General features: G+C 45.5%; 27 protein-coding genes. 26 read left to right on the top strand and 1 reads right to left on the bottom strand.

Annotation, left to right across the window (positions count from 1 at the left end):
- Positions 1-105: 105 nt before the first annotated feature.
- Genes RTX25_RS10680 through RTX25_RS10670 form a run of 3 tightly spaced genes read left to right on the top strand, consistent with a single transcriptional unit; the run spans position 106 to position 1,178 of the window.
- Complete coding sequence (locus tag RTX25_RS10680) at positions 106-324, top strand: spore coat associated protein CotJA (RefSeq protein ID WP_312653502.1); 219 nt, start codon at positions 106-108, stop codon at positions 322-324.
- 11 nt (positions 325-335) lie between these two features.
- On the top strand, positions 336-590 hold the full coding sequence (locus tag RTX25_RS10675) for a spore coat protein CotJB (RefSeq protein ID WP_312653500.1): 255 nt from the start codon (positions 336-338) through the stop codon (positions 588-590).
- Between the two features lie 12 nt (positions 591-602).
- Positions 603-1,178, top strand: a complete 576-nt coding sequence (locus RTX25_RS10670; protein ID WP_312653498.1) for a manganese catalase family protein — start codon at positions 603-605, stop codon at positions 1,176-1,178.
- A gap of 77 nt (positions 1,179-1,255) precedes the next feature.
- On the opposite strand, the gene RTX25_RS10665 is transcribed toward RTX25_RS10670, so the two are convergent.
- Positions 1,256-2,182 carry a VOC family protein gene (locus RTX25_RS10665; protein ID WP_312653496.1) on the bottom strand — a complete coding sequence of 309 codons (927 nt, stop codon included), beginning with the start codon at positions 2,180-2,182 and terminating at the stop codon, positions 1,256-1,258.
- 219 nt (positions 2,183-2,401) lie between these two features.
- Here RTX25_RS10665 and RTX25_RS10660 point away from each other — a divergent pair, with 219 nt between their 5' ends.
- The 23 genes from RTX25_RS10660 (at position 2,402) to RTX25_RS10550 (ending at position 23,285) form a co-directional block, all read left to right on the top strand.
- A complete protein-coding gene (locus RTX25_RS10660; protein WP_312653495.1) occupies positions 2,402-3,550 on the top strand; it encodes an alanine--glyoxylate aminotransferase family protein in 1,149 nt (382 codons plus the stop codon).
- 53 nt (positions 3,551-3,603) lie between these two features.
- Positions 3,604-4,044, top strand: a complete 441-nt coding sequence (locus tag RTX25_RS10655) for a VOC family protein (RefSeq protein ID WP_312653493.1) — start codon at positions 3,604-3,606, stop codon at positions 4,042-4,044.
- Between the two features lie 202 nt (positions 4,045-4,246).
- Positions 4,247-4,804, top strand: a complete 558-nt coding sequence (locus tag RTX25_RS10650) for a helix-turn-helix domain-containing protein (protein WP_312653491.1) — start codon at positions 4,247-4,249, stop codon at positions 4,802-4,804.
- Positions 4,805-5,074: 270 nt separating this feature from the next.
- Positions 5,075-5,368, top strand: a complete 294-nt coding sequence (locus RTX25_RS10645) for a rhodanese-like domain-containing protein (RefSeq protein ID WP_312653490.1) — start codon at positions 5,075-5,077, stop codon at positions 5,366-5,368.
- Positions 5,368-7,014 (top strand): FAD-dependent oxidoreductase, encoded by a 1,647-nt coding sequence (locus RTX25_RS10640; protein ID WP_312653488.1) that lies wholly within the window; start codon positions 5,368-5,370, stop codon positions 7,012-7,014. Before RTX25_RS10645 ends, RTX25_RS10640 begins: the two co-directional genes overlap by 1 nt.
- Before the next feature lies 1 nt (position 7,015).
- Positions 7,016-7,321 (top strand): rhodanese-like domain-containing protein, encoded by a 306-nt coding sequence (locus tag RTX25_RS10635; RefSeq protein ID WP_312653486.1) that lies wholly within the window; start codon positions 7,016-7,018, stop codon positions 7,319-7,321.
- Positions 7,311-7,565, top strand: coding sequence for a metal-sensing transcriptional repressor (locus RTX25_RS10630; protein ID WP_312653485.1), 255 nt, complete (start codon positions 7,311-7,313; stop codon positions 7,563-7,565). Before RTX25_RS10635 ends, RTX25_RS10630 begins: the two co-directional genes overlap by 11 nt.
- A gap of 157 nt (positions 7,566-7,722) precedes the next feature.
- Entirely contained in the window at positions 7,723-7,974 is a 252-nt protein-coding gene (locus RTX25_RS10625) for a metal-sensitive transcriptional regulator (protein ID WP_312653483.1), read from the top strand.
- A gap of 27 nt (positions 7,975-8,001) precedes the next feature.
- Positions 8,002-8,514: a SprT-like domain-containing protein gene (locus tag RTX25_RS10620; RefSeq protein ID WP_312653481.1), complete on the top strand. Its 513-nt coding sequence runs from the start codon at positions 8,002-8,004 to the stop codon at positions 8,512-8,514.
- Positions 8,515-8,607: 93 nt separating this feature from the next.
- Entirely contained in the window at positions 8,608-9,951 is a 1,344-nt protein-coding gene (locus RTX25_RS10615) for a glucose-6-phosphate isomerase (RefSeq protein WP_312653479.1), read from the top strand.
- A gap of 80 nt (positions 9,952-10,031) precedes the next feature.
- The gene (locus RTX25_RS10610; protein ID WP_312653477.1) at positions 10,032-10,754 is read left to right on the top strand and encodes a 16S rRNA pseudouridine(516) synthase; all 723 of its coding nucleotides are present in this window, start codon (positions 10,032-10,034) and stop codon (positions 10,752-10,754) included.
- A gap of 360 nt (positions 10,755-11,114) precedes the next feature.
- A complete protein-coding gene (gene pcrA / locus RTX25_RS10605; protein ID WP_312653475.1) occupies positions 11,115-13,349 on the top strand; it encodes a DNA helicase PcrA in 2,235 nt (744 codons plus the stop codon).
- A gap of 63 nt (positions 13,350-13,412) precedes the next feature.
- Positions 13,413-15,419 (top strand): NAD-dependent DNA ligase LigA, encoded by a 2,007-nt coding sequence (gene ligA / locus RTX25_RS10600; protein ID WP_312653473.1) that lies wholly within the window; start codon positions 13,413-13,415, stop codon positions 15,417-15,419.
- The gene (locus tag RTX25_RS10595) at positions 15,412-15,714 is read left to right on the top strand and encodes a hypothetical protein (protein ID WP_312653471.1); all 303 of its coding nucleotides are present in this window, start codon (positions 15,412-15,414) and stop codon (positions 15,712-15,714) included. Before ligA ends, RTX25_RS10595 begins: the two co-directional genes overlap by 8 nt.
- A gap of 101 nt (positions 15,715-15,815) precedes the next feature.
- Complete coding sequence (gene gatC / locus RTX25_RS10590; RefSeq protein WP_312653470.1) at positions 15,816-16,115, top strand: Asp-tRNA(Asn)/Glu-tRNA(Gln) amidotransferase subunit GatC; 300 nt, start codon at positions 15,816-15,818, stop codon at positions 16,113-16,115.
- Positions 16,116-17,561: an Asp-tRNA(Asn)/Glu-tRNA(Gln) amidotransferase subunit GatA gene (gene gatA, locus RTX25_RS10585; protein ID WP_312653469.1), complete on the top strand. Its 1,446-nt coding sequence runs from the start codon at positions 16,116-16,118 to the stop codon at positions 17,559-17,561.
- A gap of 11 nt (positions 17,562-17,572) precedes the next feature.
- Positions 17,573-19,009: an Asp-tRNA(Asn)/Glu-tRNA(Gln) amidotransferase subunit GatB gene (gene gatB / locus RTX25_RS10580; RefSeq protein ID WP_312653467.1), complete on the top strand. Its 1,437-nt coding sequence runs from the start codon at positions 17,573-17,575 to the stop codon at positions 19,007-19,009.
- 110 nt (positions 19,010-19,119) lie between these two features.
- Positions 19,120-19,629: a GNAT family N-acetyltransferase gene (locus RTX25_RS10575; RefSeq protein ID WP_312653465.1), complete on the top strand. Its 510-nt coding sequence runs from the start codon at positions 19,120-19,122 to the stop codon at positions 19,627-19,629.
- A 115-nt stretch (positions 19,630-19,744) separates the two neighbouring features.
- Positions 19,745-20,725, top strand: a complete 981-nt coding sequence (locus RTX25_RS10570; protein WP_312653463.1) for an AIR synthase family protein — start codon at positions 19,745-19,747, stop codon at positions 20,723-20,725.
- Between the two features lie 19 nt (positions 20,726-20,744).
- Positions 20,745-21,479 (top strand): ribonuclease PH, encoded by a 735-nt coding sequence (rph, locus tag RTX25_RS10565; protein ID WP_312653461.1) that lies wholly within the window; start codon positions 20,745-20,747, stop codon positions 21,477-21,479.
- Positions 21,479-22,102: an RdgB/HAM1 family non-canonical purine NTP pyrophosphatase gene (gene rdgB / locus RTX25_RS10560; RefSeq protein ID WP_312653459.1), complete on the top strand. Its 624-nt coding sequence runs from the start codon at positions 21,479-21,481 to the stop codon at positions 22,100-22,102. The genes rph and rdgB overlap by 1 nt, the downstream gene beginning before the upstream one ends.
- A complete protein-coding gene (locus RTX25_RS10555; protein WP_312653457.1) occupies positions 22,080-22,559 on the top strand; it encodes a metallophosphoesterase in 480 nt (159 codons plus the stop codon). The genes rdgB and RTX25_RS10555 overlap by 23 nt, the downstream gene beginning before the upstream one ends.
- 27 nt (positions 22,560-22,586) lie before the next feature.
- Positions 22,587-23,285 (top strand): DUF6198 family protein, encoded by a 699-nt coding sequence (locus RTX25_RS10550; RefSeq protein WP_312653455.1) that lies wholly within the window; start codon positions 22,587-22,589, stop codon positions 23,283-23,285.
- The last annotated feature ends 345 nt before the right edge of the window (positions 23,286-23,630 follow it).

The following is a 23,630-nucleotide window of genomic DNA, read 5'->3' as shown; positions in this document are numbered from 1 at the left end:
TATGATTCAAGATTAACGAAAATGACATTCAATGTTATAAGAATATTCAATTGTACTCGGCCTGCATGTTTTAAAATGGGATTATCATGTAAGGAGGTATTATATATGGCAAAAAGCAAAGAGAACAACACTCTGGCGGAAAAAGATCTGAATAGTGCAAAGCCTCTTCAGGTTCTTCCCACCAATTCCGCTGAAGCTCCTTTTGAAGGCGGTCTTGGAAAAGGATTCGTCGCCCCGCAGATCTCGCCTGACTATTATGAGCCTCAGGAAGGACTTCTTAAGGGTACGATATTTGTGTCACTGGATGACGGTTTTGAAATTTAGGAGGTAATGGTATGCCAAAGAAATCAGCGTCAAAACTGAGAGAACTTCAGGAGACCGAGTTTGCTCTGATTGAGCTTAATCTGTATCTGGATACCCATCCGGAGGATGATGAAGCGGTGAAGAAACTTGCTGCCTACAGCGAAAAGGCAGAGACGCTCAGAGAGGATTACGAGAAAAACGAAACGATTCTTTTCAGTCAGCACATCAGAAATGAAGTGGATCTGAGCAAGTGGATCAATGACCCCTGGCCATGGGAAAAACAGTGAGGAGGGTAGAATATGTGGATTTATGAGAAAAAACTGGAGTTTCCGGTAAATATCAGAAACAGAGATCTGAAAATGGCAAAATGCCTGATGGCACAGTACGGCGGACCTGACGGTGAACTGGCTGCGGCGTTAAGATACCTTAATCAGCGCTACAGCATGCCGACAGGAGACACAAAGGCCCTTCTCACCGATATCGGAACCGAGGAGCTTAATCATGTGGAGATGATCTGCAGCATGATCTTTCAGCTGACAGATGGAGCTACACCTGATGAGCTGAAAGAAGCCGGTCTTGGTGGACATTTCACCCAGCACGGCGGAAGTCTCTTTCCGGCAGATGCCAATGGCGTACCGTTTACGACTGCCTATTTCCAGGCTCTTGGCGATCCTGTCACAGATCTTCATGAGGATATGGCAGCAGAGCAGAAAGCAAGAGCTACCTACGAGCATCTGATCAAACTGACCGATGACCATGATGTCCGCGAGATTCTCAAGTTCCTTAGAGCGCGCGAAGTTGTCCATTATCAGAGGTTCGGAGAGCTTCTTAATAAGGTCTATGAATATAATGCCGAAAAAAGGCTGTTCGTCTAATTTTTCAACGGAAGAAAACCCGCAGATTGTGGTCTGCGGGTTCTGATTTGCTCATATTCTCTTTCGGAACAGCTGCTCTATATTGTGTCGCTGGTAAATTGCCCTGTTTCGCCGGCTTTCGCCCGTTTAAGCTCTGCGATGTCGAATTTCTTCATCTGAAGGAATGCTCTTGTGATCCTTGCCACTTCTTCTTCTGTGCCGGAAAACAGGAGTTCATTCATATCTGCAGGAACAATCTGCCAGGAGAATCCGAATCTGTCTTTTACCCAGCCGCACTGCTCGGCCTCAGGAACGTGAGAGAGCTTTTCGGTGTAATAGTCGATCTCTTCCTGAGTGTTGCAGTAGATCATCAGTGAAAATGCTTCATTGAAAGTATAATCGGCACCCATACCATTATCCATAATGACCAGAGGGAAGCCGTAGAGCATAAGTTCACCATACATGACTTTTGCTTCTTTGACCTCCGAGTCGCCTTCGGCATAGTTCTGTACAAATCCGATATCCGAGTTCTCAAATATATCCACATACTGTTTCATGAAATCTTCCGCCTTACCGACAGCATCACCGCTGAAAAGAAGACAAGGCTGTATTCGAGGTGAAGGGGTGCCGTCTCCTACTGCAATCTGCCAGGAGAGACCGAAGCGGTCTTCAAGCCATACATACCAGGAACTGAAATCATATTCGCCAAGAGGCATGAGTTCCTTTCCTCCTTCTATAAGCGCTTTATACAGTCTGTCCACTTCTTCCTTGTCCTTACAGGTAACCATAAGGGAGACAGACGGGTTAAGTTTAAAGTAAGGACCCGCGCTGATTGCTGCAAAGTTCATTCCCGCAAGATCGAAGTCTACCATGGCGGTATCTCCTGAAGGGGTATCAGGCAGGACGGTTTTGCCGTTGAATGTGGAGTTTTCAAAAAGGGATACATAGAAATCAGCCGCTTCTTCAGCTTCTTTATCAAACCATAAAGGAGGTACGATTCTTTGTCTGATGTGACCTGTTCTCATTTGCATGACCTCCTGTCATATTATTGAATGCATTGTATCACATTTAACCTTGAAAATTAAAGGTAGTGAACAGCTATCGTTGTCTCATTGAAGCCATGAACGGAAATATAATTTTTTGGTGAATGAAGGAATAGTTTGATACAATGGAATCAGGTGATATTTGCTACGTTTATGCGAATAATGTAAATTTTTTTGAAACACCGAGATAGGAGTTATGGAATGAGAGATATACTGAGAATGACACCAGGACCAACCTATGTTACTGAAAGAGTGAGAAGGGCGATGGCCATGCCCATCCTCAATCCGGATATGGAAGAAGAATTCTTTGAACGTTATAAAAGGACGCAGATGCTCCTTCAGAAAATCTACCATACAAAGGAAGATATCCTCATATTAAGCGGTGAAGGGATACTGGGTCTTGAAGCGGCCTGCGCATCTCTAATTGAACCTGGGGACAAGGTGCTCTGCATCGACAATGGAATCTTCGGACATGGGTTTATCGACTTCGCGAAGATGCATGGCGGGTCGGTCACGGTCTTTGAGAGTGCCTATGATGAGCCGGTAGACACAGACCAGCTAAAGATCTTTCTTGAAAACAACCATGACTTCAAGCTTGCGACGCTTGTGCACTGCGAGACACCTGCAGGGCTTGTCAATCCGGTAGACAGCATCTGTCCGCTTCTTAATGCCTATGGGATTCTGTCGGTTGTGGACAGTGTATCTTCTCTTGCCGGAGAACCGCTTTTTATGGATGAGTGGAAGATGGATATTGTGCTGGGTGCCTCCCAGAAGTGTATATCCGCGCCACCAGGTCTTACCCTTGTGGGCATCAGCCAGGGTGCCAGGCGGGCGATGGGACAGCGAAGAACACCTGTGGGCAGCTATTATCTTAACCTTTCCATTTTTGACGGCTGGTACGAGAAAAAATGGTTTCCCTACAGTCAGCCCGTGAGTGATATCTTTGCCCTTGAAGAAGCGCTGAATGTGATTCTTGAAGAGAATGATTCGATTCAACGGCATGCAAAGATCGCCTTCTCTGTGAGAGAGGCAGTCAGGCGTTCAGGTCTTCAGTTTTATGCGAAATCAGGTTACTCTGCAACGGTCACGACCATTTTTTTACCTGAAGGAGTCTCTTTTTCTGCACTTAAGGAGGAAATGCTCGGGACACATGATGTGCTGATCGGCGGCGCTTTCGATTATCTTGGCAATCAGGTTTTCAGAATCGGACATATGGGTGAAAATGCACGTGAGGAAAAACTCTACAGAACACTTAAAGCACTGCATCTATCTCTGGCTGCCTTAGGGGTGAACCTTGAAGAACCCATCCACCTGGCTTTTGCTCGGGCGATGGATAAATATCGGTCATAAGCTGGCTATGGCTCAGATGATTATACTATTCTAATGAAAAAGGAGAACGGATCATGACAGGAGTGGAAATCGATTTTGTGGTAACGGAAAGCCTGAAAGCCCTGGAGCTATACGAGAAGATATTCGAGCTCATTCCCATTGAAGTCACAGATCTTCCTAAAGGGGAGAATGAGGTGATATTCAGCATCTACGGTGTGCGATTCCATATGCTGGATGAAAACAGAGAATTCCAGCTTGTAGCACCGGATCCTGCTCATCCCAATACCATCTGGTTCAACATAATGGTTCCTGACATTCATGACACCTACAGAAAAGCCATGGAAGCAGGGTGTATGGAAGTTCAGCCCGTAATTGAACTCACCGATTTCGGTGTGTCCAATGCCATGTTCACCGATCAGTTCGGTTACTTATGGATGCTCCATCAGGTTCACCGTGAAGTGAGCTTTGAGGACCGCATGAAACTCTGGGAAGAAGAAAAGAACAGAATTCAGTAAGCATTAAGAAAGAGATGAAGAACTGCGTCGCCTTTTTCTGAAGTTTGTTAATCTATAAGCGGAAAAGCTTTCTGCTGCAAGGTGTTTCATTATGACAAAAACATTTAGCAAGGACTTTGTGCCTGTTTCCAAAGGGTTTTGGCGGCAGTTTCGACCACATCAGCCTATCATGAAATCAGATATTCACAAAAGGAGAAACCGTATGAATATCAGCAGTCAGATCAGGAATCACAGGAAGAGAATCAGTCTTTCCCAGGAAGAACTGGCCGAAAGAATCTATGTTTCAAGACAGACCATATCCAACTGGGAGACGGGGAGAAGCTATCCTGATGTCCATAACCTGCTTCTGCTTTCTGCACTCTACGAAATCTCCATCGATGAACTCATTAAAGGAGATGTGGAAATCATGAAAGATAAAATTTCAAGCCGGGAGCTGCACAATCTGACCAGGATGATGATCCTCTTTTTTGTATTGATGTTTATTACGCTGCCCCTCGTCAAAAACTTCAGTGACTATTTCTTTATCCTGACACTCGTCTTTGGTGCACTGATGATGTTTTACGCTGTAAAAATCGAAAGGATGAAGAAAGATCTCGATATCAAGACCTACAGAGAAATCGTCGACTTTATGGAAGGAAAACCTGTTGAAAGGACCATAAGCGAGAGAAAGAAAAAACTCTGGAAGGAAAATATCCTTAAAGTTGTTTTTGGCATGGGCGTCGGAGGCGCTCTCGCATTTCTTCTGCTTGCGATCTTCTAGAGAGATACATAAACACCGGGTCATAACAAAACACATCCATCATTCATTCCTTCTTGGATGAAGATGGATGTGTTTTAAATATTTGCTGTAACAGGTGAGGGAGACTTAAGTTCAATGTGTAAAATATTGTGGAGAAAAATTATCATTTTTTTCTCTTTACAAACTATACCCCCCTATGGTATTATCTAAACATACCTGGAGGGGGTATAACGCTTCCTTCAATTTTTAATGTAAATGACAAATAAACATAAATACAAAGGGGTAAGATAAATGTTTTTTAACAAAATGAAATCAGTATCCACAGATGAACTGCAGAATATGCTTAAAGACAAACCGGCGATTATAGATGTAAGAGAACCTTATGAGTTCAAGAACGGCCATATTCCCGGAGCGAAGAATCTTCCGCTGGCACAGGTCGATACCTATACAGGAAAAGGTCCTGTCTATGTCATCTGTCAGTCCGGAATGAGAAGCTCAAGTGCGACAAAGAAGCTCACAAAGATGGGTGTTGACGCCATCAACGTCAAGGGCGGTATGAACATGTGGAAAGGAGCCAGAAAATAATGAAAATCGTAATCGTAGGTGGAGTTGCCGGAGGAATGTCTGCAGCAACAAGACTCAGAAGACTGAACGAAGATGCAGAGATCATCATCCTTGAAAAAGGACCTTATGTATCCTTCGCAAACTGCGGACTGCCGTATTTTGTGTCCGGTGAGATCACAAAAAGATCAAAGCTTCTTGTCCAGACACCTGAAAGCCTTAAAGGAAGATTCGAACTTGATGTCAGAGTGAACACAGAGGCACTGTCCATCGATCCGGATAAGAAGGAAATCATGGTCAGAGGCGAAAAAGGAGAGTACAGCATAGGTTATGACAAGCTCATCCTATCCCCTGGAGCAAGACCTTTTGTGCCCAATACACCTGGCCTTCCTGAAGCAAAGAATGTCTTCACCATGAGAAATGTACCGGATGTTGATGCGGTGACCCGTTTCATCGATGAAAAGAGTCCTAAGAAAGCTGTTGTAATCGGAGCAGGATTCATCGGACTGGAAATGGCTGAGGCACTTAAGCACAGAGGTATCGATGTGACCGTCGTCGAGATGGCACCTCAGGTACTGCCTCCATTTGACTATGAAATGTCCGTATTTGTCCAGGAAGAGCTGGAGAAAAATGGAATAAAGCTTTATACAGGTGTAGCTGCTTCAGGGTTCCTTGAAGAAGGCAGAATCGTGGAGCTCCAGAGCGGTGAAAGACTTGAGAGTGATCTTACGATCATGTCTGTCGGCGTGCTTCCCGAAAATACCCTTGCTCAGACTGCAGGCATAGAACTTGGGATGCGCGGCGGAATCCTTGTGGATGAAAACTACGAAACCAGTGCCAGGGATATCTATGCGGTCGGCGATGCCATCATCATCAAGAATCAGATCCTAGACGAGAACACCATGATTCCACTGGCAAATCCTGCAAACAGACAGGGAAGACAGGTGGCTGACGTCATCAGCGGCTACAGAAGAAGAAACAGAGGTGCCATCGGTACCGCAATTGTAAGAGTGTTCGATCTTTCGGCAGCTTCTGTCGGTCTCAATGAAAGACAGCTTAAAGCTGCAGGCAGAAATTTCAAGGCTGTGCATGTCACAGCGAACGATCATGCAGGATATTTCCCTGGAGCCACATCCATCTACATGAAGATGCTGTTCGATCCTGAAGATGGAACCATCTTCGGTGCACAGGGTGTAGGCCAGAAGGGCGTGGATAAGAGAATCGATATTCTTGCAACAGCCATAAAAGGCAATCTCAAGGTAGATGACCTTATGGAGCTTGAGTTCACCTATGCTCCTCCATTCGGTTCAGCCAAGGATCCTGTAAACATGCTGGGATATGCGGCAACCAACATCATGGAAGGGTTCAGCGATAATATCCAGTGGTATGAACTGGAAGAGATGAGAGAGAATGGTGCATTTCTTCTTGATGTCAGAGAACCCGGTGAAGTGGAAAGAGGTAGAATTGACGGCTTCGTCAATATTCCGCTGAACGATCTGAGAACAAGAATCGGTGAGATCCCAATGGACAGGACAGTTGTTGTCAGCTGCCAGAGCGGTCAGAGAAGCTACATGGCAGAAAGAATACTCAAGCAGAAGGGTTACAGGACCGCAAACCTTGACGGTGCATTCAATATCTACAGTAAAGCAAAGAAAGAGGAGATCAGATAATATGTTTAATTCAGTAATGATGGCGGAGTTCGAGCAGCTGCTTAGAAAAGGCGGGCTCAACATTATAGATGTAAGAGAAGCGGATGAGTTTGAATCAGGTCATATCAAAGGTGCGGAGCATATCGCACTTGGGGAGATCCCTTCAAACCTGGCAAAACTGGACAGGAATAAGGAATACCATGTCATCTGCCTTTCCGGAGGAAGGTCGGCAATGGCTTCGAAATACCTCGGCCAGCAGGGCTTCAAGATCGTAAATGTAATGGGAGGCATGTCCGCGTACAGAGGAGATGTTGAATTTGGAAGATAGAAAGGTCTATATCAACAGACTCAGCAGAGTGGAAGGCCAGATCAGAGGAATCTCTAAAATGATCGAAGAAGAAAGAGGCTGCCAGGATGTGGTGACCCAGCTTTCGGCGGTGAAAGCGGGAATCGGCAAGATCATCACCATGATGGTCACAGAAAATCTCCTGCACTGCGTCTCAGGTGAAGATGAGGAGAATCAGAGGGAGAGGGTAGAAGAGGCGCTCAAGCTGATCTTCAAAAGCAGATAAGAAAAATATGTAACGGATACATCCAGCGGGAATACCCCTGGGTGTATTTTGTTGTGTCCTTTTCTGAAGGCTCTGGTATAATAAAAGAAGTAAAAAAGTGAAGCCGACCTTTAAAAAGATGAGTCGGACATCAAAGACAGAAGGAGAACAGGATAATTTGGATAGAAAAAAACTCATCAACAGATTAAACAGGACAGAAGGACAGATCAGAGGGATCACAAAGATGATCGAAGAAGAAAGAGACTGCAGTGAAGTCGTCACTCAGCTGGCCGCAGTGAAAGCCGGTGTCGACAAAGTCATCAGCATCATCGTGACTGAGAATCTTCTGGGATGTGTCCTTAAGGACGGCGAAGAAATCAATAAAAAGAAACTTGAAGATGCTCTGGAGCTGATATTCAAGATCAGATGAGAATGAAGGAGACTGGAGGGATTTACCATGAATAAAGTCTGGTCAGTGGAAGATGTGAGAACACTTCTTCATGAGACAGGTGAAAAAGCAGGATTTCCCTGCGGGGATGTCCCGGTTGAAGTATCTAAACGTATGGAGAAGACCATGGGGTCATTTCTCTTCAAGGCAAAGGATGGAAAGATTTTGCCTCACGCTTTTCGATTTTCTCATGTGCTTCTTTCGGGATACTATGATGAAACTGTGGTCAGGAATGTCATCATCCATGAATATGCCCATTATTATGTGAATGTGAAAGACAACAGAAATCACATGCATGACGAATATTTTAAAAAGACCTGCGAGGCGCTAGGCATTCCCAGTCACACCTACTTTAAAGAACTGCTGCCCAGAGTGAAAAGAAAAGGTTATATTCTCGTCTGCAGCAAGTGCGGAAGCCAAGTTGCGGCTAGAAGAAAAATCGATGCGGTACAGAACATCGTCAAGATGAAAGTCTCGGGATGCTGCCATGCGAAGATCCGCTACAGGAGCTCTGTGTTCTAGGCAGGGAGTTCGACTTTATCTGATGAAATTGGAAATTCCTGTGGTATAATTATTCTGTTAAACAAAAGAAAATGGAAAGGTTGGTGCATATAAATGTTAAAAGTCGATCTTAAAAATCTTGAAGGCTTTATGAATGCTCATGAAATTGAATATCTGGACCCGCTGGTCAAAGCAGCCCATGGGATGCTCCATGACAAAACCGGACCTGGAAACGACTTCCTGGGATGGTTGGATCTGCCAAGAGATTATGATAAAGAAGAATTTGACCGAGTGAAAAAAGCGGCGGAAAAAATCAAAAGCGATTCTGATGTGCTGATTGTCATCGGTATCGGAGGCTCCTATCTTGGTGCCAAAGCTGCCATTGAAATGATGAGTCACACGTTCTACAATACGCTTTCAAAGGACAAGAGAAAGACTCCGGAGATCTATTTCCTCGGACAGAACATCTCTGGGGATTATTTAAATGATGTTCTTGAAATCATCGAAGGAAAAGACGTTTCTGTGAATGTCATCTCAAAATCAGGAACAACGACTGAACCTGCTGTCGCTTTCCGAGTGATGAAGGACTATCTTGAAAAGAAGTATGGAAAGGAAGAAGCTGCAAAGAGAATCTATGCCACAACAGACAAGGCAAGAGGCGCCTTAAAGAGCCTGTCCAATGAAGAAGGCTATGAGACCTTCATCGTACCGGATGATGTAGGTGGACGTTTCACCGTACTTACTCCTGTAGGTCTTCTGCCTATAGCCTGTGCAGGAATCGATATCGATCTTATGATGCAGGGGGCAGCCAAGGCAAGAGAAGCCTATACCTCCGATTCCGTGAAGGATAATGAATGCTACGCTTATGCTGCAGCAAGAACTGCACTTTACAACAGAGGAAAAGACATCGAGATTCTCGTGAACTACGAGCCTCAACTTACCTTCTTCTCCGAGTGGTGGAAACAGCTCTTCGGCGAAAGCCATGGTAAGGATGGAAAGGGACTGTTCCCGGCTTCTGTGAACTTCTCGACAGATCTTCATTCCATGGGACAGTATGTACAGGATGGAAGAAGAAATATCTTCGAGACCGTCATCAATGTGGAAAATATGAATTCAAGCTTCACCATAGAAGCCAACGAAGACGATCTTGACGGACTGAACTTCCTTGCGGGGAAAACCATGGATGAAGTCAACAAGAACGCGTTCAAGGGCACACTGCTTGCACACCTTGATGGAGGTGTACCGAATATCGTCCTGAATCTCCGCGACAAGAGAGAAGAAAGCTTCGGCTACATGGTCTACTTCTTCGAGCTTGCAAATGCCATCAGCGGATATCTTCTGGGCATCAACCCATTCGATCAGCCGGGCGTTGAAGACTACAAGAAGAATATGTTCGCCCTTCTCGGAAAGCCAGGCTATGAAGAGCTTAAGGCGACATTAGAGAAGAGACTGAAATAGAAAAGGTGACTGAATAGACTCTGGACCCGGGATGCTTTTCCGGGTCCATAATTTTTAAGGATAGAGGAGATGAAGAATGTATGGCACAAGAGAGAATCGATAAGGTGCTTTCCAATATGGGCTTCGGTAGTCGTAAGGAAATCAAGGAAAAGATCAAGAAGAAAGTGGTCACCGTCAAAGGTGAGGTTGTGACAGATCCTGGAATGAAGGTGGATCCTGAATCAGACGAGATCGTCATTGAAGGAGAGGAAGTCATCTATAGAAAATTCATCTATCTCATGATGAACAAGCCTCAAGGCGTTGTTTCGGCGACCTTCGACAATCACGATCAGACTGTGATCGATCTTCTGCCCTTTGACTACAAGGCTTTCGATCCTGCTCCTGTGGGGAGGCTCGATAAGGACACCGTGGGACTTCTTCTCATTACCAATGACGGAGAGCTGAACCATAAGCTCCTGTCTCCGAAGAATCATGTGGACAAAATCTACTATGCCTATCTCAAGGAAGACGCAAAGGACGAGGACATCAGAGCCTTTGAAAAGGGCATTGTCCTGGGTGATGGCTACAAGTGCATGCCGGCAGGACTCACCATAAGCGAAGAAGACAGAAAAGAAGTGCATGTGACCCTTAGAGAAGGGAAATTTCATCAGGTGAAGCGTATGTTCCATGCCAGAAACAATGAAGTGACTTACCTTCAGAGAATTTCTTTTGGTCCGCTGAGGCTGGATGAGAATCTTGAAGAAGGAGACTTCAGAGAGCTGACGGAAGAGGAACTTCTGGCGCTAACAAATGAAAAAAATTAATGGTTTACATTTGTCTTTATTAAAATGTAAAGGTTTCAAAATGTCATCCTCTGAAACTTTACATAAACCGTTGAAAATCAGGCGTGGAAAGGTCTATAATTCAAATGTAAGGATAAATAAAAAGACATATAGCCCCTTTTTATTGAAGTATAACCACCCCCCAATCGGTTATACAGTAAAGCCTTTTTAAACTCCCTCTGGATCCCCCCAATTTTCAGAGGGCAGAGATTAAGCAGAGCCTAAACGTGAATCGTTTAGGTTTTTTTGTTGTCTTCTAAAAAACATCAGTTCGAATTTGTACTATATACCCATGGTTCTTATATGGTATAATTTTAATTGAAAGAGAAGGAGTGAGTAGATTTGGACTTAAAAAAGTTATTGAATGAAGAACAGTATATCGCCACAACCACTGTAGAGGGGCCGCTCCTCATACTGGCTGGTGCAGGATCGGGAAAAACGAGGGTGCTTACCCACAGAATCGCCTACATGATCAAGGAAAAAGGGATCAGCCCTTATGAGATTCTGGCCATCACGTTTACGAACAAAGCAGCAGGCGAAATGAAACAGAGAGTGAAGACTCTGGTTGGTGACACAGCTGAATACATGTGGATATCTACCTTCCATTCCAGCTGCGCGAAGATTCTCCGAAGAGAAATTGATGTCATGGGATACAAGAAGGATTTCACCATCTATGACAGCTATGATCAGAAATCCCTGATGAAACAGGTAACAAAAGAGCTGAATATTGATGAGAAAGACATCACGGACAAAGAAATCATCGGACAGATCTCCACAGCAAAGAATCTGCTCATTGAACCTTTGGATTACAAGAAGAAGAATGAATATCATTTCAGACTGAATAAGATTGCGGATGCTTATCTCCTTTATCAGAAGAAGCTGAAGCAGAATAACGCTCTGGACTTTGATGACATCATCATGAAGACCGTTGAGCTTTTTGAGAAGTTTCCGGAAGTTCTGGAAAAGTACAGAGAGAAGTTCAGATATGTCCTTGTGGATGAGTATCAGGATACAAACCACGCCCAGTACAAGCTGGTTCAGCTTCTCACAAAGAAGCATCAGAACATCTGCGTGGTAGGTGACGACGATCAGAGCATCTACATGTTCAGAGGCGCAGACATCAGAAATATTCTCGATTTTGAATCGGACTTTCCAAACGCCAAAGTGGTGAAGCTGGAAAAGAACTACAGAAGCATGGGGAACATTCTTTCCGCTGCCAATGCGGTGATCAAATACAATACGGAAAGAAAAGAGAAGACACTTAAGAAAACCAAGGATGACGGTTCCAAGATCAAGATCTATCGTGCCTTTGACGACGGAGATGAAGCAAGCTTTGTTGTCCGCGAGATGGCAAGACAGTTCCGTGAGGGAAGAAACTACAGGGAAATGGCCGTGCTTTACCGCACCAACGCTCAGTCCAGAAAGTTTGAAGAAGCCCTTATGCGTGAGGGTGTTCCCTACAAGATCATCGGTGGCCTGAGGTTCTACGACCGTAAGGAAATCAAGGATATTCTTGCTTACCTGAGAATCATCAATAACCCGTTTGATGAAGTGAGCCTTCGAAGAATCATAAACGTGCCTAAGAGAAAAATTGGAAACACGACCATGGAGAAGCTTCAGGAAAATGCCCTTTCTCAGGATGAGAGCCTCTTTGATACCATCATGAATCTTGAGGAGTACAATCTACTTTCAGTAGGATCCACCCAGTCGGTGGTAAGCTTCCGTGACATGATCCTTGATTTCAACGACAAGCAGGTGGATATGAAAGTATCGGATCTTGTGGATCATATCCTGAAATCTACGGGATATCTTAAGGAACTCAGAGAATCCAAGAGTCCTGAAGACATCTCCAGAGTGGAGAACCTTGAAGAATTTGTCAGCGTAGTCATGGAATACGAGATGAAGGCGGAAGAGCCAAGTCTTTCGGAATTCCTGGAAACCGTCGTGCTGGTATCGGACATCGACAGCTTCGACGAAGAGGTGGACTCCGTTACCCTTATGACGCTTCATAGTGCAAAAGGGCTGGAATTCCCGGTGGTCTTCATGGTGGGTATGGAAAATGGCCTGTTCCCTGGCGTTGCATCTTTATCTGATTCCGGGGAAATGGAAGAGTCAAGAAGGCTTGCTTATGTAGGCATCACAAGAGCCATGGAAGAGCTTTACATGACCTATGCGGAAAACCGTATGGTCTATGGCCGAATCGTATCCTATCCGGTATCGGATTTCCTTCTGGATATCCCATCTGCACTGAAGGAATATCTCAATGATGAGCAGAAGTCATTCAGAAAAGAAGTGAATCCTCATACCATAAAGTACACAGACAAGAACCTCAAATACACGAACTACAGTGTGGAAAAAGCACTGGAAGACGCGGCAAGGATTCTGGATGTTCCGGATCATAAGGCCATGGGCAAGAAGGACATCAAGCCCGGAGCAAAGGTGAAACATCCTAAATTCGGGGTGGGCACCGTGGTTTCTGCTGAAGATGCCAAAGGCGACATCAAAGTCACCATCGCATTCGACAGCAAGGGCATCAAGCAGCTGATGCTGAGCCTTGCACCGCTTGAGCTTGCCTAGCATCAAACATAATTTTTTGTAAAAGGAGAGGATGACCTTTAGCGGGTCATCTGAAGATCTGATATGGAAGAGAAAAGAAGAGAAATCGAATCTTTAGTGGAAGAGCTTAACCGCTATGCAAAAGAATATTATACTCTCGATGCACCGAGCGTATCCGATGCGGAGTACGACAGGAAGTACGATAGGCTGAAAAGCCTTGAAAAGGAAACGGAATATATCCTTTCCTACTCTCCGACCCAGAGGGTAGGGGATGAAACGGCTGCAGCTTTTGTGAAGCACAGACACAAAGCGAGGCTGTGGAGCCTGGATAAAGCTCAGGATTTCATCGAACTTTCTGCCTGGCATAAACGGAATCTGAGCTTTGTTGAAGGCTATAATATGGTGAACGAAGACAAGCTGCCGGAAATCCGGTATATCGTCACGAGAAAATTTGACGGACTGACAGTAAATGTCACCTATGACGAGAATGGAATCATGACCACTGCCGCAACACGAGGAAACGGAACCGTTGGGGAAGAGGTGAGCGCCCAGGTGAGAATCATCGGGTCGGTCCCCCTTAAAATCGATTCGCAGGATGTTCTTGAAATTCACGGTGAAGCCATGATGACAAAGGAAGCCTTCCGCGCATATAACGAAAACGCTGCAGTTCCTTTGAAAAACACAAGAAACGGCGCAGCAGGGGCACTGAGAAACCTGAATCTTGCAGAAACCAGAAGGAGAAACCTTACGGTTTTCTTCTATGATATCGGGTACAAGGAAGGAAGACCGTTTGAAAGCTACCGTGAAATGATCGGATTCATACAGGAAAAGGGATTCCTTACGGATCACTTCTTCAAGGAAGCGGAGGACTTCGTGACCCTTGAAAAACTCATCAGAGAAATCGAAGAAGAAAGACAGGACCTGAACTTTGATATCGACGGCGTCGTCATTGCCATTGATGACATGAGGACAAGGGAGCTTCTCGGTTATACCATAAAATTCCCCAAATGGGCCATCGCCTACAAGTTCGAAGCGGAAGAGGCGGTGACGAAGCTTCTGGATGTGGAGTGGAACGTGGGCAGGAGCGGCAGAGTGAATCCCACAGCACTTCTTGATCCGGTGGATCTTTCCGGGGTTACGGTCAAGCGTGCGACCTTGAACAATATGGATGACATCCGCCGTAAAGGAGTCTCCATAAATTCCATGGTTCTTGTCAGACGCTCAAATGATGTCATACCTGAAATCATGGGCACAGTGGACGAGGAACTGAGGGAAGAGATCATCGAAATCGTTCCGCCTAAATTCTGCCCTTCCTGCGGAACGGAGCTGATTCTTGACGGAGCTCATCTTTTCTGTGAAAACACGCTGAGCTGCAAACCGCAGCTTGTGAAAAGCATTGTTCACTTCTCAGGAAGAGATGCCATGAATATTGAAGGGCTCAGCGAAAAGACCGTGGAACAGCTTTTCGAAAAGCTTCAGCTGAGAGAAGTCTCCGAACTCTATACCCTGACCAAGGAAGACCTTATGTCCCTTGAGAAGGTGAAGGACAAGAAAGCCGAGAATCTTCTCTCCGCTATAGACAAGTCAAGAAAACGCGAGCTTCATGCCTTCCTCTATGCTTTAGGGATTCCGAATGTGGGCATCAGTACTGCAAGAGATCTTGAATCCACATTCAAGACTCTGGATAAGGTCATGGAAGCATCTCTTGAGGAACTGATGGCGGTAAATGATGTGGGTGAGATCGTCGCAAGAAGCATCCTCACATTCTTTGAACCGGATAAGATCAGGCAGGAGATCAGAAAGCTCCTTTCCCACATCGAAATCATCTATGAGGAAGTGGAGATCACGGAAAGTCCGTTCACCGGAAAGACTGTGGTTCTTACAGGTTCTCTTGAGAAGTTCACCAGAAAGGATGCAGAGGAAAAGCTCCTCAGTCTTGGCGCAAAGGTAAGTTCTTCAGTTTCGAAGAAGACCGATTATGTTGTCTATGGCAAGGAAGCGGGTTCGAAGCTTACAAAGGCGAATGATCTGGGTGTGAAGACACTGACGGAAGACGAGTTCCTTGAGATGACCGGTGAAAAAGATGGATAGGAATGAGAAGATCATAAAGAACTTAGAGAATGCTCTGGGGAGCCTTGGATGGTTTATGCTGTTTGTGACCATCATTGTGGTGGGCCTTACGGTCCTTACCCTTAACGGTGTCATGGATACGCCCTATTTCAACAATTATTTCCCGCTCGGGCTTTCTCTTCTCATCACTCAGGTGATCTGGGGGATAAGGTTCTACTACAATTCCAGAAGGTATCCGAGCTATTTCAAGTACAGCATATTCGCTCTGGTGTTTGCGCTCATTCAGTTAATTTTTCTTCTGTCTAATGTATATTAGAATGAGTTATGCTAAAATAGTATAAGGTTTTTGCGGAGAAGTTATGACATTTTCGTCGTAACTTCTTCACTATAATAGAAAGAGTTTAATGGAGGTGCGATATGGCGGTATCCAAAAAGGATGTGGACTATATCAAGGAGCTGGCAAGGCTTCGTGTGAATGAAGAAGAAACTGAGGGACTGGTGAAGGATCTGAACATGATTCTCGGATATGTGGACAAGCTTCAGGAGCTTGACACCGATCATGTGGAAATACTGGTCAACCCTCTTTATATTGAAAATGTATATCGTGAAGATGTGGTGGAAGAATCACTGAAGAGTGAAGATTTCCTCATGAATGCACCGGACAGAACAGATGATTATCTGAAAGTGCCAAGTGTAATCGATCGGGAGGATGCATAAATGGATTTATACAAGCTGAAATCCCATGAGCTGAAAAGTCTGCTCGAGAAGGGTGAGCTCAAGAGTGAAGAGATCGTATCAAGCTTTCTTCAGAGAATAGAAGATGTGGATCCTAAAGTGTCCGCTTTCCTCTATGTGGATAAGGAAGAAAGTCTGAAAAACGCAAAGAAAGCCGATGAAAACAGGGAAAACGGCGGATTGCTTTCAGGAATTCCTGTGGGCATAAAGGACAACATATCCGTTAAGGGTATGCAGAACACCTGCGGTTCAAAGTTCATGGAAGGCTATATTGCGCCTTATGACGCAACGGTTGTTACAAAGCTTAAGGAAGAGGGTGCGATCATTCTCGGAAAGCTCAACATGGACGAATTTGCCATGGGCTCTTCCACCGAGTACAGTGCATACTTCCCCACAAAGAATCCCCATGACCTTGACAGGGTTCCAGGCGGTTCTTCAGGCGGATCCGCAGCAGCTGTTGCTGCCATGGAAGTGCCTCTTTCCCTTGGAACGGATACCGGAGGCTCTGTAAGACAGCCTGCATCTTTCTGCGGAATCGCAGGTCTTAAGCCGACCTATGGGAACATTTCAAGATATGGCGTTACAGCCTTCGGTTCAACCCTTGATCAGGTAGGCACTTTCGCCCGTGATGTCAAGGATCTTGCGCTTCTTACAACATCCATCAGCGGATACGACAGAATGGACTTCACCACCAATCAGCGTGATAAGGTCGATCTCTATACTGGTCTCAACAGAGATATCCGTGGAAAGAAGATCGCCATCGCAAAGGACTTCCTTGGTGAAGGCTTAAGTGACGGAGCTAGAAAGAACCTTATGGACATGATCGAGGTCATAAAGGACAATGGGGCAAGTGTCGATTTCATCGATCTTAAGCTCACAGACTACTCCCTTGCGGCTTACTATATCATCTCCTCCGCAGAAGCTTCCTCTAATCTTGCAAGATTCGACGGAATCAGATACGGAAAGAGAGCGGAAAAGGCGAAGGATGTCATCGATCTGTACAACAAATCCAGAAGTGAAGGCTTCGGAGCGGAAGTGAAAAGAAGAATCATGCTGGGGACCTATGTTCTTTCGGCTGGATACTACGATGCCTACTACAGCAAAGCCCTGAAGGTCAGAAAGCTCATCCAGGATGAGTATAAGGAGATCTTCAGAAATTATGATGCCATCATTTCACCGACCACACCTACTCCCGCCTTTAAACTGGGCGACAATACAGAGGACATCCTTGCGATGTACCTCAATGACATCTATACCGTTCCTGTGAATATTGCAGGAATCCCGGCAGTGTCCATTCCTTCCGGAAAGCTTAATGGTCTTCCGCTTGGTCTTCAGATCATGGGGAACTATTTCGACGAGCAGGGCATTTTAAATATCGCCCATGCCGTGGAACAGAGCCTGAATCTAGATATGACACCGGGATTATAGGAGGATATATGATGAAGAATTATGAAACAGTCATCGGACTTGAAGTCCATGTAGAACTTTCAACAAAAACTAAAGCCTTCTGCGGCTGCACCACCGAATACGGCGGAAAGCCGAACTCCCATGTCTGTCCGGTGTGCCTGGGTCTTCCGGGTGCTCTTCCAAGGGTAAATCTTGAAGTGGTGAATAAAGCCATCAAGACCGGACTCGCTCTTAACTGCAGCATAAACCGGTTCAACAGATTCGACAGAAAGAACTATTTCTATCCTGATGCGCCGAAGAACTATCAGATCACTCAGAACGATTTTCCCATCTGCTACGACGGGTACATTGAAATCGAGACAGCTGACGGGGTAAAGAAGAAAATCGGTATCGAGAGAATCCATATGGAAGAAGATGCCGGAAAGCAGCTTCATTCCAGTAAAGGTACCCTTGTGGATTTCAACCGTTCAGGGGTTCCGCTGATCGAAATCGTGTCAAAACCGGACATCAGAACACCCGAAGAAGCGACCCTTTACCTGACCAAACTTAGAGCGATCCTGTTCTCCCTTGGCGTATCCGATGTCAAGATGGAGGAAGGTTCTTTAAGATGCGACGGTAACATCTCCATAAGAGAAGCAGGACACGAAGCATTCGGGGTAAAGGCAGAGGTCAAGAACATGAACTCCTTCAAGGCGCTTGAAAAAGCCATGAGATATGAGTACACAAGACAGGTGGAGACCTTGAATGAAGGCGGAAAGCTCTCCGTTGAAACCAGAAGATGGGATGAATCACAGGAGAAGACCGTGCTCATGAGATCAAAAGAAATGGCCAACGACTACAGATACTTTCCGGAAGGGGACCTTGTTTCTCTTAACATCAGCGAGGAGTGGATCGAGAGCATAAGAGCCGGCATAAAGGAACTTCCTCATGAAAAGGAAGAGCGGTTTGTAAGAGAATACGGTATTCCGAAGTATGATGCCATGGTTCTTACCCTTACTGAAGAAATGGCGGACTTCTTTGACGAGACGGCGAAGATTTCAGGCGACGCCAAAGGGGCATCCAACTGGCTCATGGGCGATCTCTCAAGGCTCATGAATGAAGCCGGAACCTGGATCGGAGAGCTTAAATTCACACCACAGGATCTCAGCGATCTTCTGAAGCTTATCGCTGACGGAACCATTTCCACAGCCATTGCGAAAAAGGTGCTGGAATTCATGTTTACCGAAGGAAAGAATCCTAAGGTCATCGTGGAAGAAAAAGGTCTTGTTCAGAACAGTGATGAAGATTTCATCCTGGACGAAGTGAGAAAGGTTCTGGATCAGCATCCGAACGTCGTGGAAGACTACAGAAACGGAAAGACCAAGATCTTGGGCTTTGCCGTAGGCCAGACCATGAAGGCGACCAAGGGGAAAGCGAACCCTGCCATCATCAACAAGCTGGTTAAAGAAGAACTGGACAGAAGAATATAGAAGTCATACCCGGGATTTATTCCCGGGTGTTTTTCATCCGCTCTTATTCTTGGGTGCAGGTGAAGAAATAAGAAGAACAGAAAAAACGAAGGAAAGATAAGGTGAAGAATATGAAGATCAGAGAATGCACAGTTGAAGATCTCGAAATCATTAGATCCATCAGTGAAATCACATTTGTGGAGACTTTCGGTGCGGACAATAGAGAAGAGGATATGAAAGCGTATCTTCAGGAAAATTTCTCAGTAGAAAAGCTTTATGAAGAGCTCAGTGACAGCCGATCCAGGTACCTTCTGGTATTCGTTTCGGATCAGCCTGCTGCCTACATGAAGATAAATTTCGGTGAAGCTCAGACAGAGAAAGGCCATGAGCACTCTCTGGAAGTGCAGAGAATTTACGTAGAGAAGAAATACAAGGGCCAGAAGATCGGTCAGAAACTCATAGAGAAAGCTGTGGAAACGGCAAAGGCTGAAAATCTCAAGTATATCTGGCTTGGCGTTTGGGAGCATAACACGGCTGCAATCAGATTCTATGAAAAGATGGGCTTTGTACGCTTTGACCGGCATGTATTCATGCTGGGGGATGATATACAGACAGATGATCTCATGAAGCTTGAACTCTGACAAATATCCATTACGGGATTTTAAGGAGTCAGAGTTTTAAGGTGTGAGAGTTTGTATCTTCATGGAGCTGTGCTAAAATGAGAATAGATTTAATTTAAGGATACAGGTAGAAATCATGATAACAGGTAAACTGAACTGGGATATATTGAAAAAGCTTCTTGAGGAGAATCAGGGAGCGAGGAGAAAAGAAGTGATAAAAGGCGGAGCGGTCGGAGAAGACTGTGCAGTCATAAAGCTTGGCCGTGAGAAACTGGTCCTTTCTACAGATCCTGTGACAGCGGCAACAGAAGATGTTGGGCATATCGCCTTCCACATCAACATCAATGATGTTGCGACGACCGGGGCAAAGCCTCTTGGCATCATGGTGACCATCCTTGCACCGAAGGAATCTTCACTGGAAGAGATCAGCAAGGTCATGGGTGAGATCTCACGTGAAGCGAAGGCAAATGATGTGATGATCATCGGCGGACATACGGAAGTGACAGACGCTGTGAACAGGATGATCGTGTCCGTCACAGCCATAGGAACCATGGATTCCGGAGATGATGTGGTCTGGACAGGTGGGGCGAAAGTCCATGATAAGATCATCGTCACTAAGGCTCTGGGTCTTGAAGGGACGTCCATTCTGGTGAATGATTTTCAGGATAAGGCACGAGAAGTTTTGAATGAAGAGGAGATGGAGAGGGCTAAGGCGTTTTCCCATGAACTTTCCGTACTCAAGGAAGGAAGACTCCTCAAGAACCTGGCTTCATCCATGCATGACATTACGGAAGGCGGAGTGCTCGGCGCTTTGTGGGAAGTAAGAGAAGCCGCAGGGAAGGGATTCCTGGTGGATTATGATGCCCTGCCCATAAGAGACATCACAAAAAAGCTGTGTGCACATTTTGAAATCGATCCTTTAAGGCTCATTTCATCCGGCAGCATGCTCGTGACCGTAAAAGATGCAGACCAGGCACTGAAGATTCTTAGGGATCATCAGGTGGAAGCGCATGTCATCGGAGAGGTGACAGAAGAGGAAAGTCTGCTAAATATTGAAGGCAGGCTCGTAGAAGTGGATGCTCCCCTTCGGGATGAAATCTACAAGCTGTATGACTGAAGAAAAGAAGGAGATAATTATGAGATTTGATGGAAGAGAAAATGATGAGTTAAGAAAGCTGAAGATAACGAGGGGCTTCACGAAGTTTTCGAAAGGGTCCGTGCTGATTGAGATGGGGGATACCAAAGTGCTCTGCACAGCGACAGTTGAGGAAAAGGTTCCTGTATTTCTTAAAGGAAGCGGAAAGGGCTGGGTGACTGCAGAGTATGCCATGCTCCCAAGCTCCACACAGACAAGAAAACAGAGAGACATCTCAAAGCTGAGACTTGATGGCCGAAGCACGGAGATACAGAGACTGATCGGAAGATCGCTGCGCTCTATAATGAACCTTGAAGCATTGGGCGAAAGAACCGTATGGATCGACTGTGATGTCCTTCAGGCAGACGGAGGTACCCGCTGCGCATCCATTACAGGGGCATTTGTTGCACTTGTGGATGCTGTGAATGCGATAGACAGAGAAACACCGTTTGAAGTGTATCCGCTTAATGGAATGGTTTCTGCCGTCAGTGTCGGCATCAGGGAAGATTACGCAATTCTAGATCTCAACTACCTGGAAGACTCCACTGCAGATGTGGACATGAATGTCATCATGAACCATAAGGGAGAATATATCGAGCTTCAGGGAACTGGAGAAGAAAGACCGTTCACGGCCAGTGAAATGTCTGATCTTATGGCGCTCGGCGCCAAAGGAAATGAAGAGCTTCTTAGAGAAGTAAGGGAAGTTCTGGGAGAAGATCTGAGGAGGCTCGTTTAATGAAAAAACTGATCATAGCCAGCAATAATGCACATAAAGTCATGGAAATCAGAGAAATGCTCAAAGACTTCCACTACGAGATTCTCAGCCTGCATGATGCGGGAATAGAGATCGATGTGGAAGAAGACAGAGACACTTTCATGGGCAATGCCCATAAAAAAGCGGAAGAGATCTATCTTCATCTCAGTGAGGAAGAAAGAGAAAACACCCTTGTACTCTCCGATGATTCAGGACTGTCCGTGGATCACCTGGATGGTGCGCCAGGGGTCTATTCAGCACGTTACTCTGGAGAGGCACATAATGATGAGGCAAACAACGAGAAACTGCTTAAAGAACTTAAGGATGTACCCGAAGAAGAAAGAGGTGCAAAGTTCATCACCGCCATGGTTCTCCTTGGTAAAGACATGGATATCCGTGTGACAGGAGAGGCAAAGGGGAGAATTCTATTCGAGCGCTCGGGCGGCAGCGGTTTCGGTTACGACCCTCTTTTCTATTCCTCTGATCTTGAGAAATCTTTTGCTGATGCCACCAATGAGGAGAAGAACAGCGTTTCCCATAGGGGAAATGCGTTAAAGAATCTGATCAAGGAGCTGAAGAAAATTGAGGATCGCAGTAGTCTCTGATACCCATAGAAGCATGGACGCCATAGAGAAGGTATGTGAGAAAATCAGATCTTCACATGCGGATCTCATCATACACCTGGGTGATGTCATGGATGATGCCGATGTCATGGAAGTGATGCTTGATCGCGAAGTCAGACGGGTTCCTGGAAACTGTGACTACACATTCGGCACCCCCGAGGAGATCCTGCTGGAAGTGGAAGGATATAAGGTCCTTGCGGTCCATGGACACGCTCACGGCGTGAAGAGAGGGCTTAACCTCCTTAAAGGCGAAGCGCGCAGAAAAGGGGCTAGAATCGCTCTTTACGGGCATACCCATGTGGCGAAGGAAGAAGTAATAGGCGAGGTGTATCTTTTTAATCCGGGGAGTGCGTCCCTGCCTAAGGAAGGTCAGAAGAAGAGTATGGCTTTTCTTGATATTGGAGAGAATGGGGTTTTCTTCGATATCGTAAAACTGTAGTATCGAATGATAAATTGGGGGAGAATCATGACAGCAATGAGAAAAATCGGAATCTATATAGCAGGACTTTTTATTCTGGCACTGGGCGTATCCGTTTCAATCAAATCCAACCTTGGCATTTCACCTGTCAATTCACTGCCCTACGTGCTGAGCCATATCGTGGACCTCGAAATGGGGTATTTCACCATGGGTGTTTTTATTGCGTTTATCGGACTGCAGGTCGCGATCTTAAGAAGAGAGTTCAAGATCATAAATGCGCTTCAGATTCTCTGCTCCATTGCCTTCGGTTATTTTGTCAATCTGTCGAACTTTCTCCTGTCTTTTTTTACGACACCTGACCATTTTCTCCTGAGACTCGTTATAGCCATAAGCAGCGCAGCCCTTTGCGGTCTGGGTATATTTCTGTATGTCGAGGCGAGAGTCATGCCCCTGCCCGCAGAAGGCCTCACAAAGGCGATATCCGATAAGACAGGGAAACCGTTCGCCAAAGTGAAGGTGATGTTTGATCTCACTATGGTTGTCGTGAGCCTGGCTTTTTCACTTATTTTTCTTGGGCGTATTCAGGGAATCGGTATCGGTACACTCATTTCCGCTTTCTTTATCGGTAAGTTTGTCGGAGTGTTTTCAGGAATTCTGAAGAATAATGTGAAGAGATTCATCGGTGAAAAAGAGGACCGATTTGAGCTGTCCGTGGCAGATTCAGGAAAAATTCAGGGAGGAAATTGATGGATTTTCCTGTTTTTTCATTTTTACGCTTTAAATATCTGCAGCCTTAGGTTATAATCATAATTGACCTTAGTTTCCAGTGGTTCTCCTGATTTTCGGCAAAACGGCGGCCGGATTACGGTCTGTAATAAGTCCGTTGCAAGACAAAAAAGATTATCACCGGTTTCAGTATGAGTATTAAGGCATTTAGCTTTTCTGGAAAAATATCTCAGAAAATGTTCCAAGATAGCTATTGACGGGTTCCGGTTTTTGGTATAGAATTATTTTTGTCGTCGAAAACAGATGATCTACGGGGTGTAGCGCAGCTGGGAGCGCGCGTGCTTTGGGAGCATGAGGTCGCAGGTT

It is taken from the genome of Proteiniclasticum sp., from assembly GCF_032054185.1.
GTDB lineage: Bacteria > Bacillota > Clostridia > Clostridiales > Clostridiaceae > Proteiniclasticum.
The sequence above is the reverse complement of the archived record's forward strand: the minus strand, read 5'-3'. Positions and strand labels throughout refer to the sequence as shown.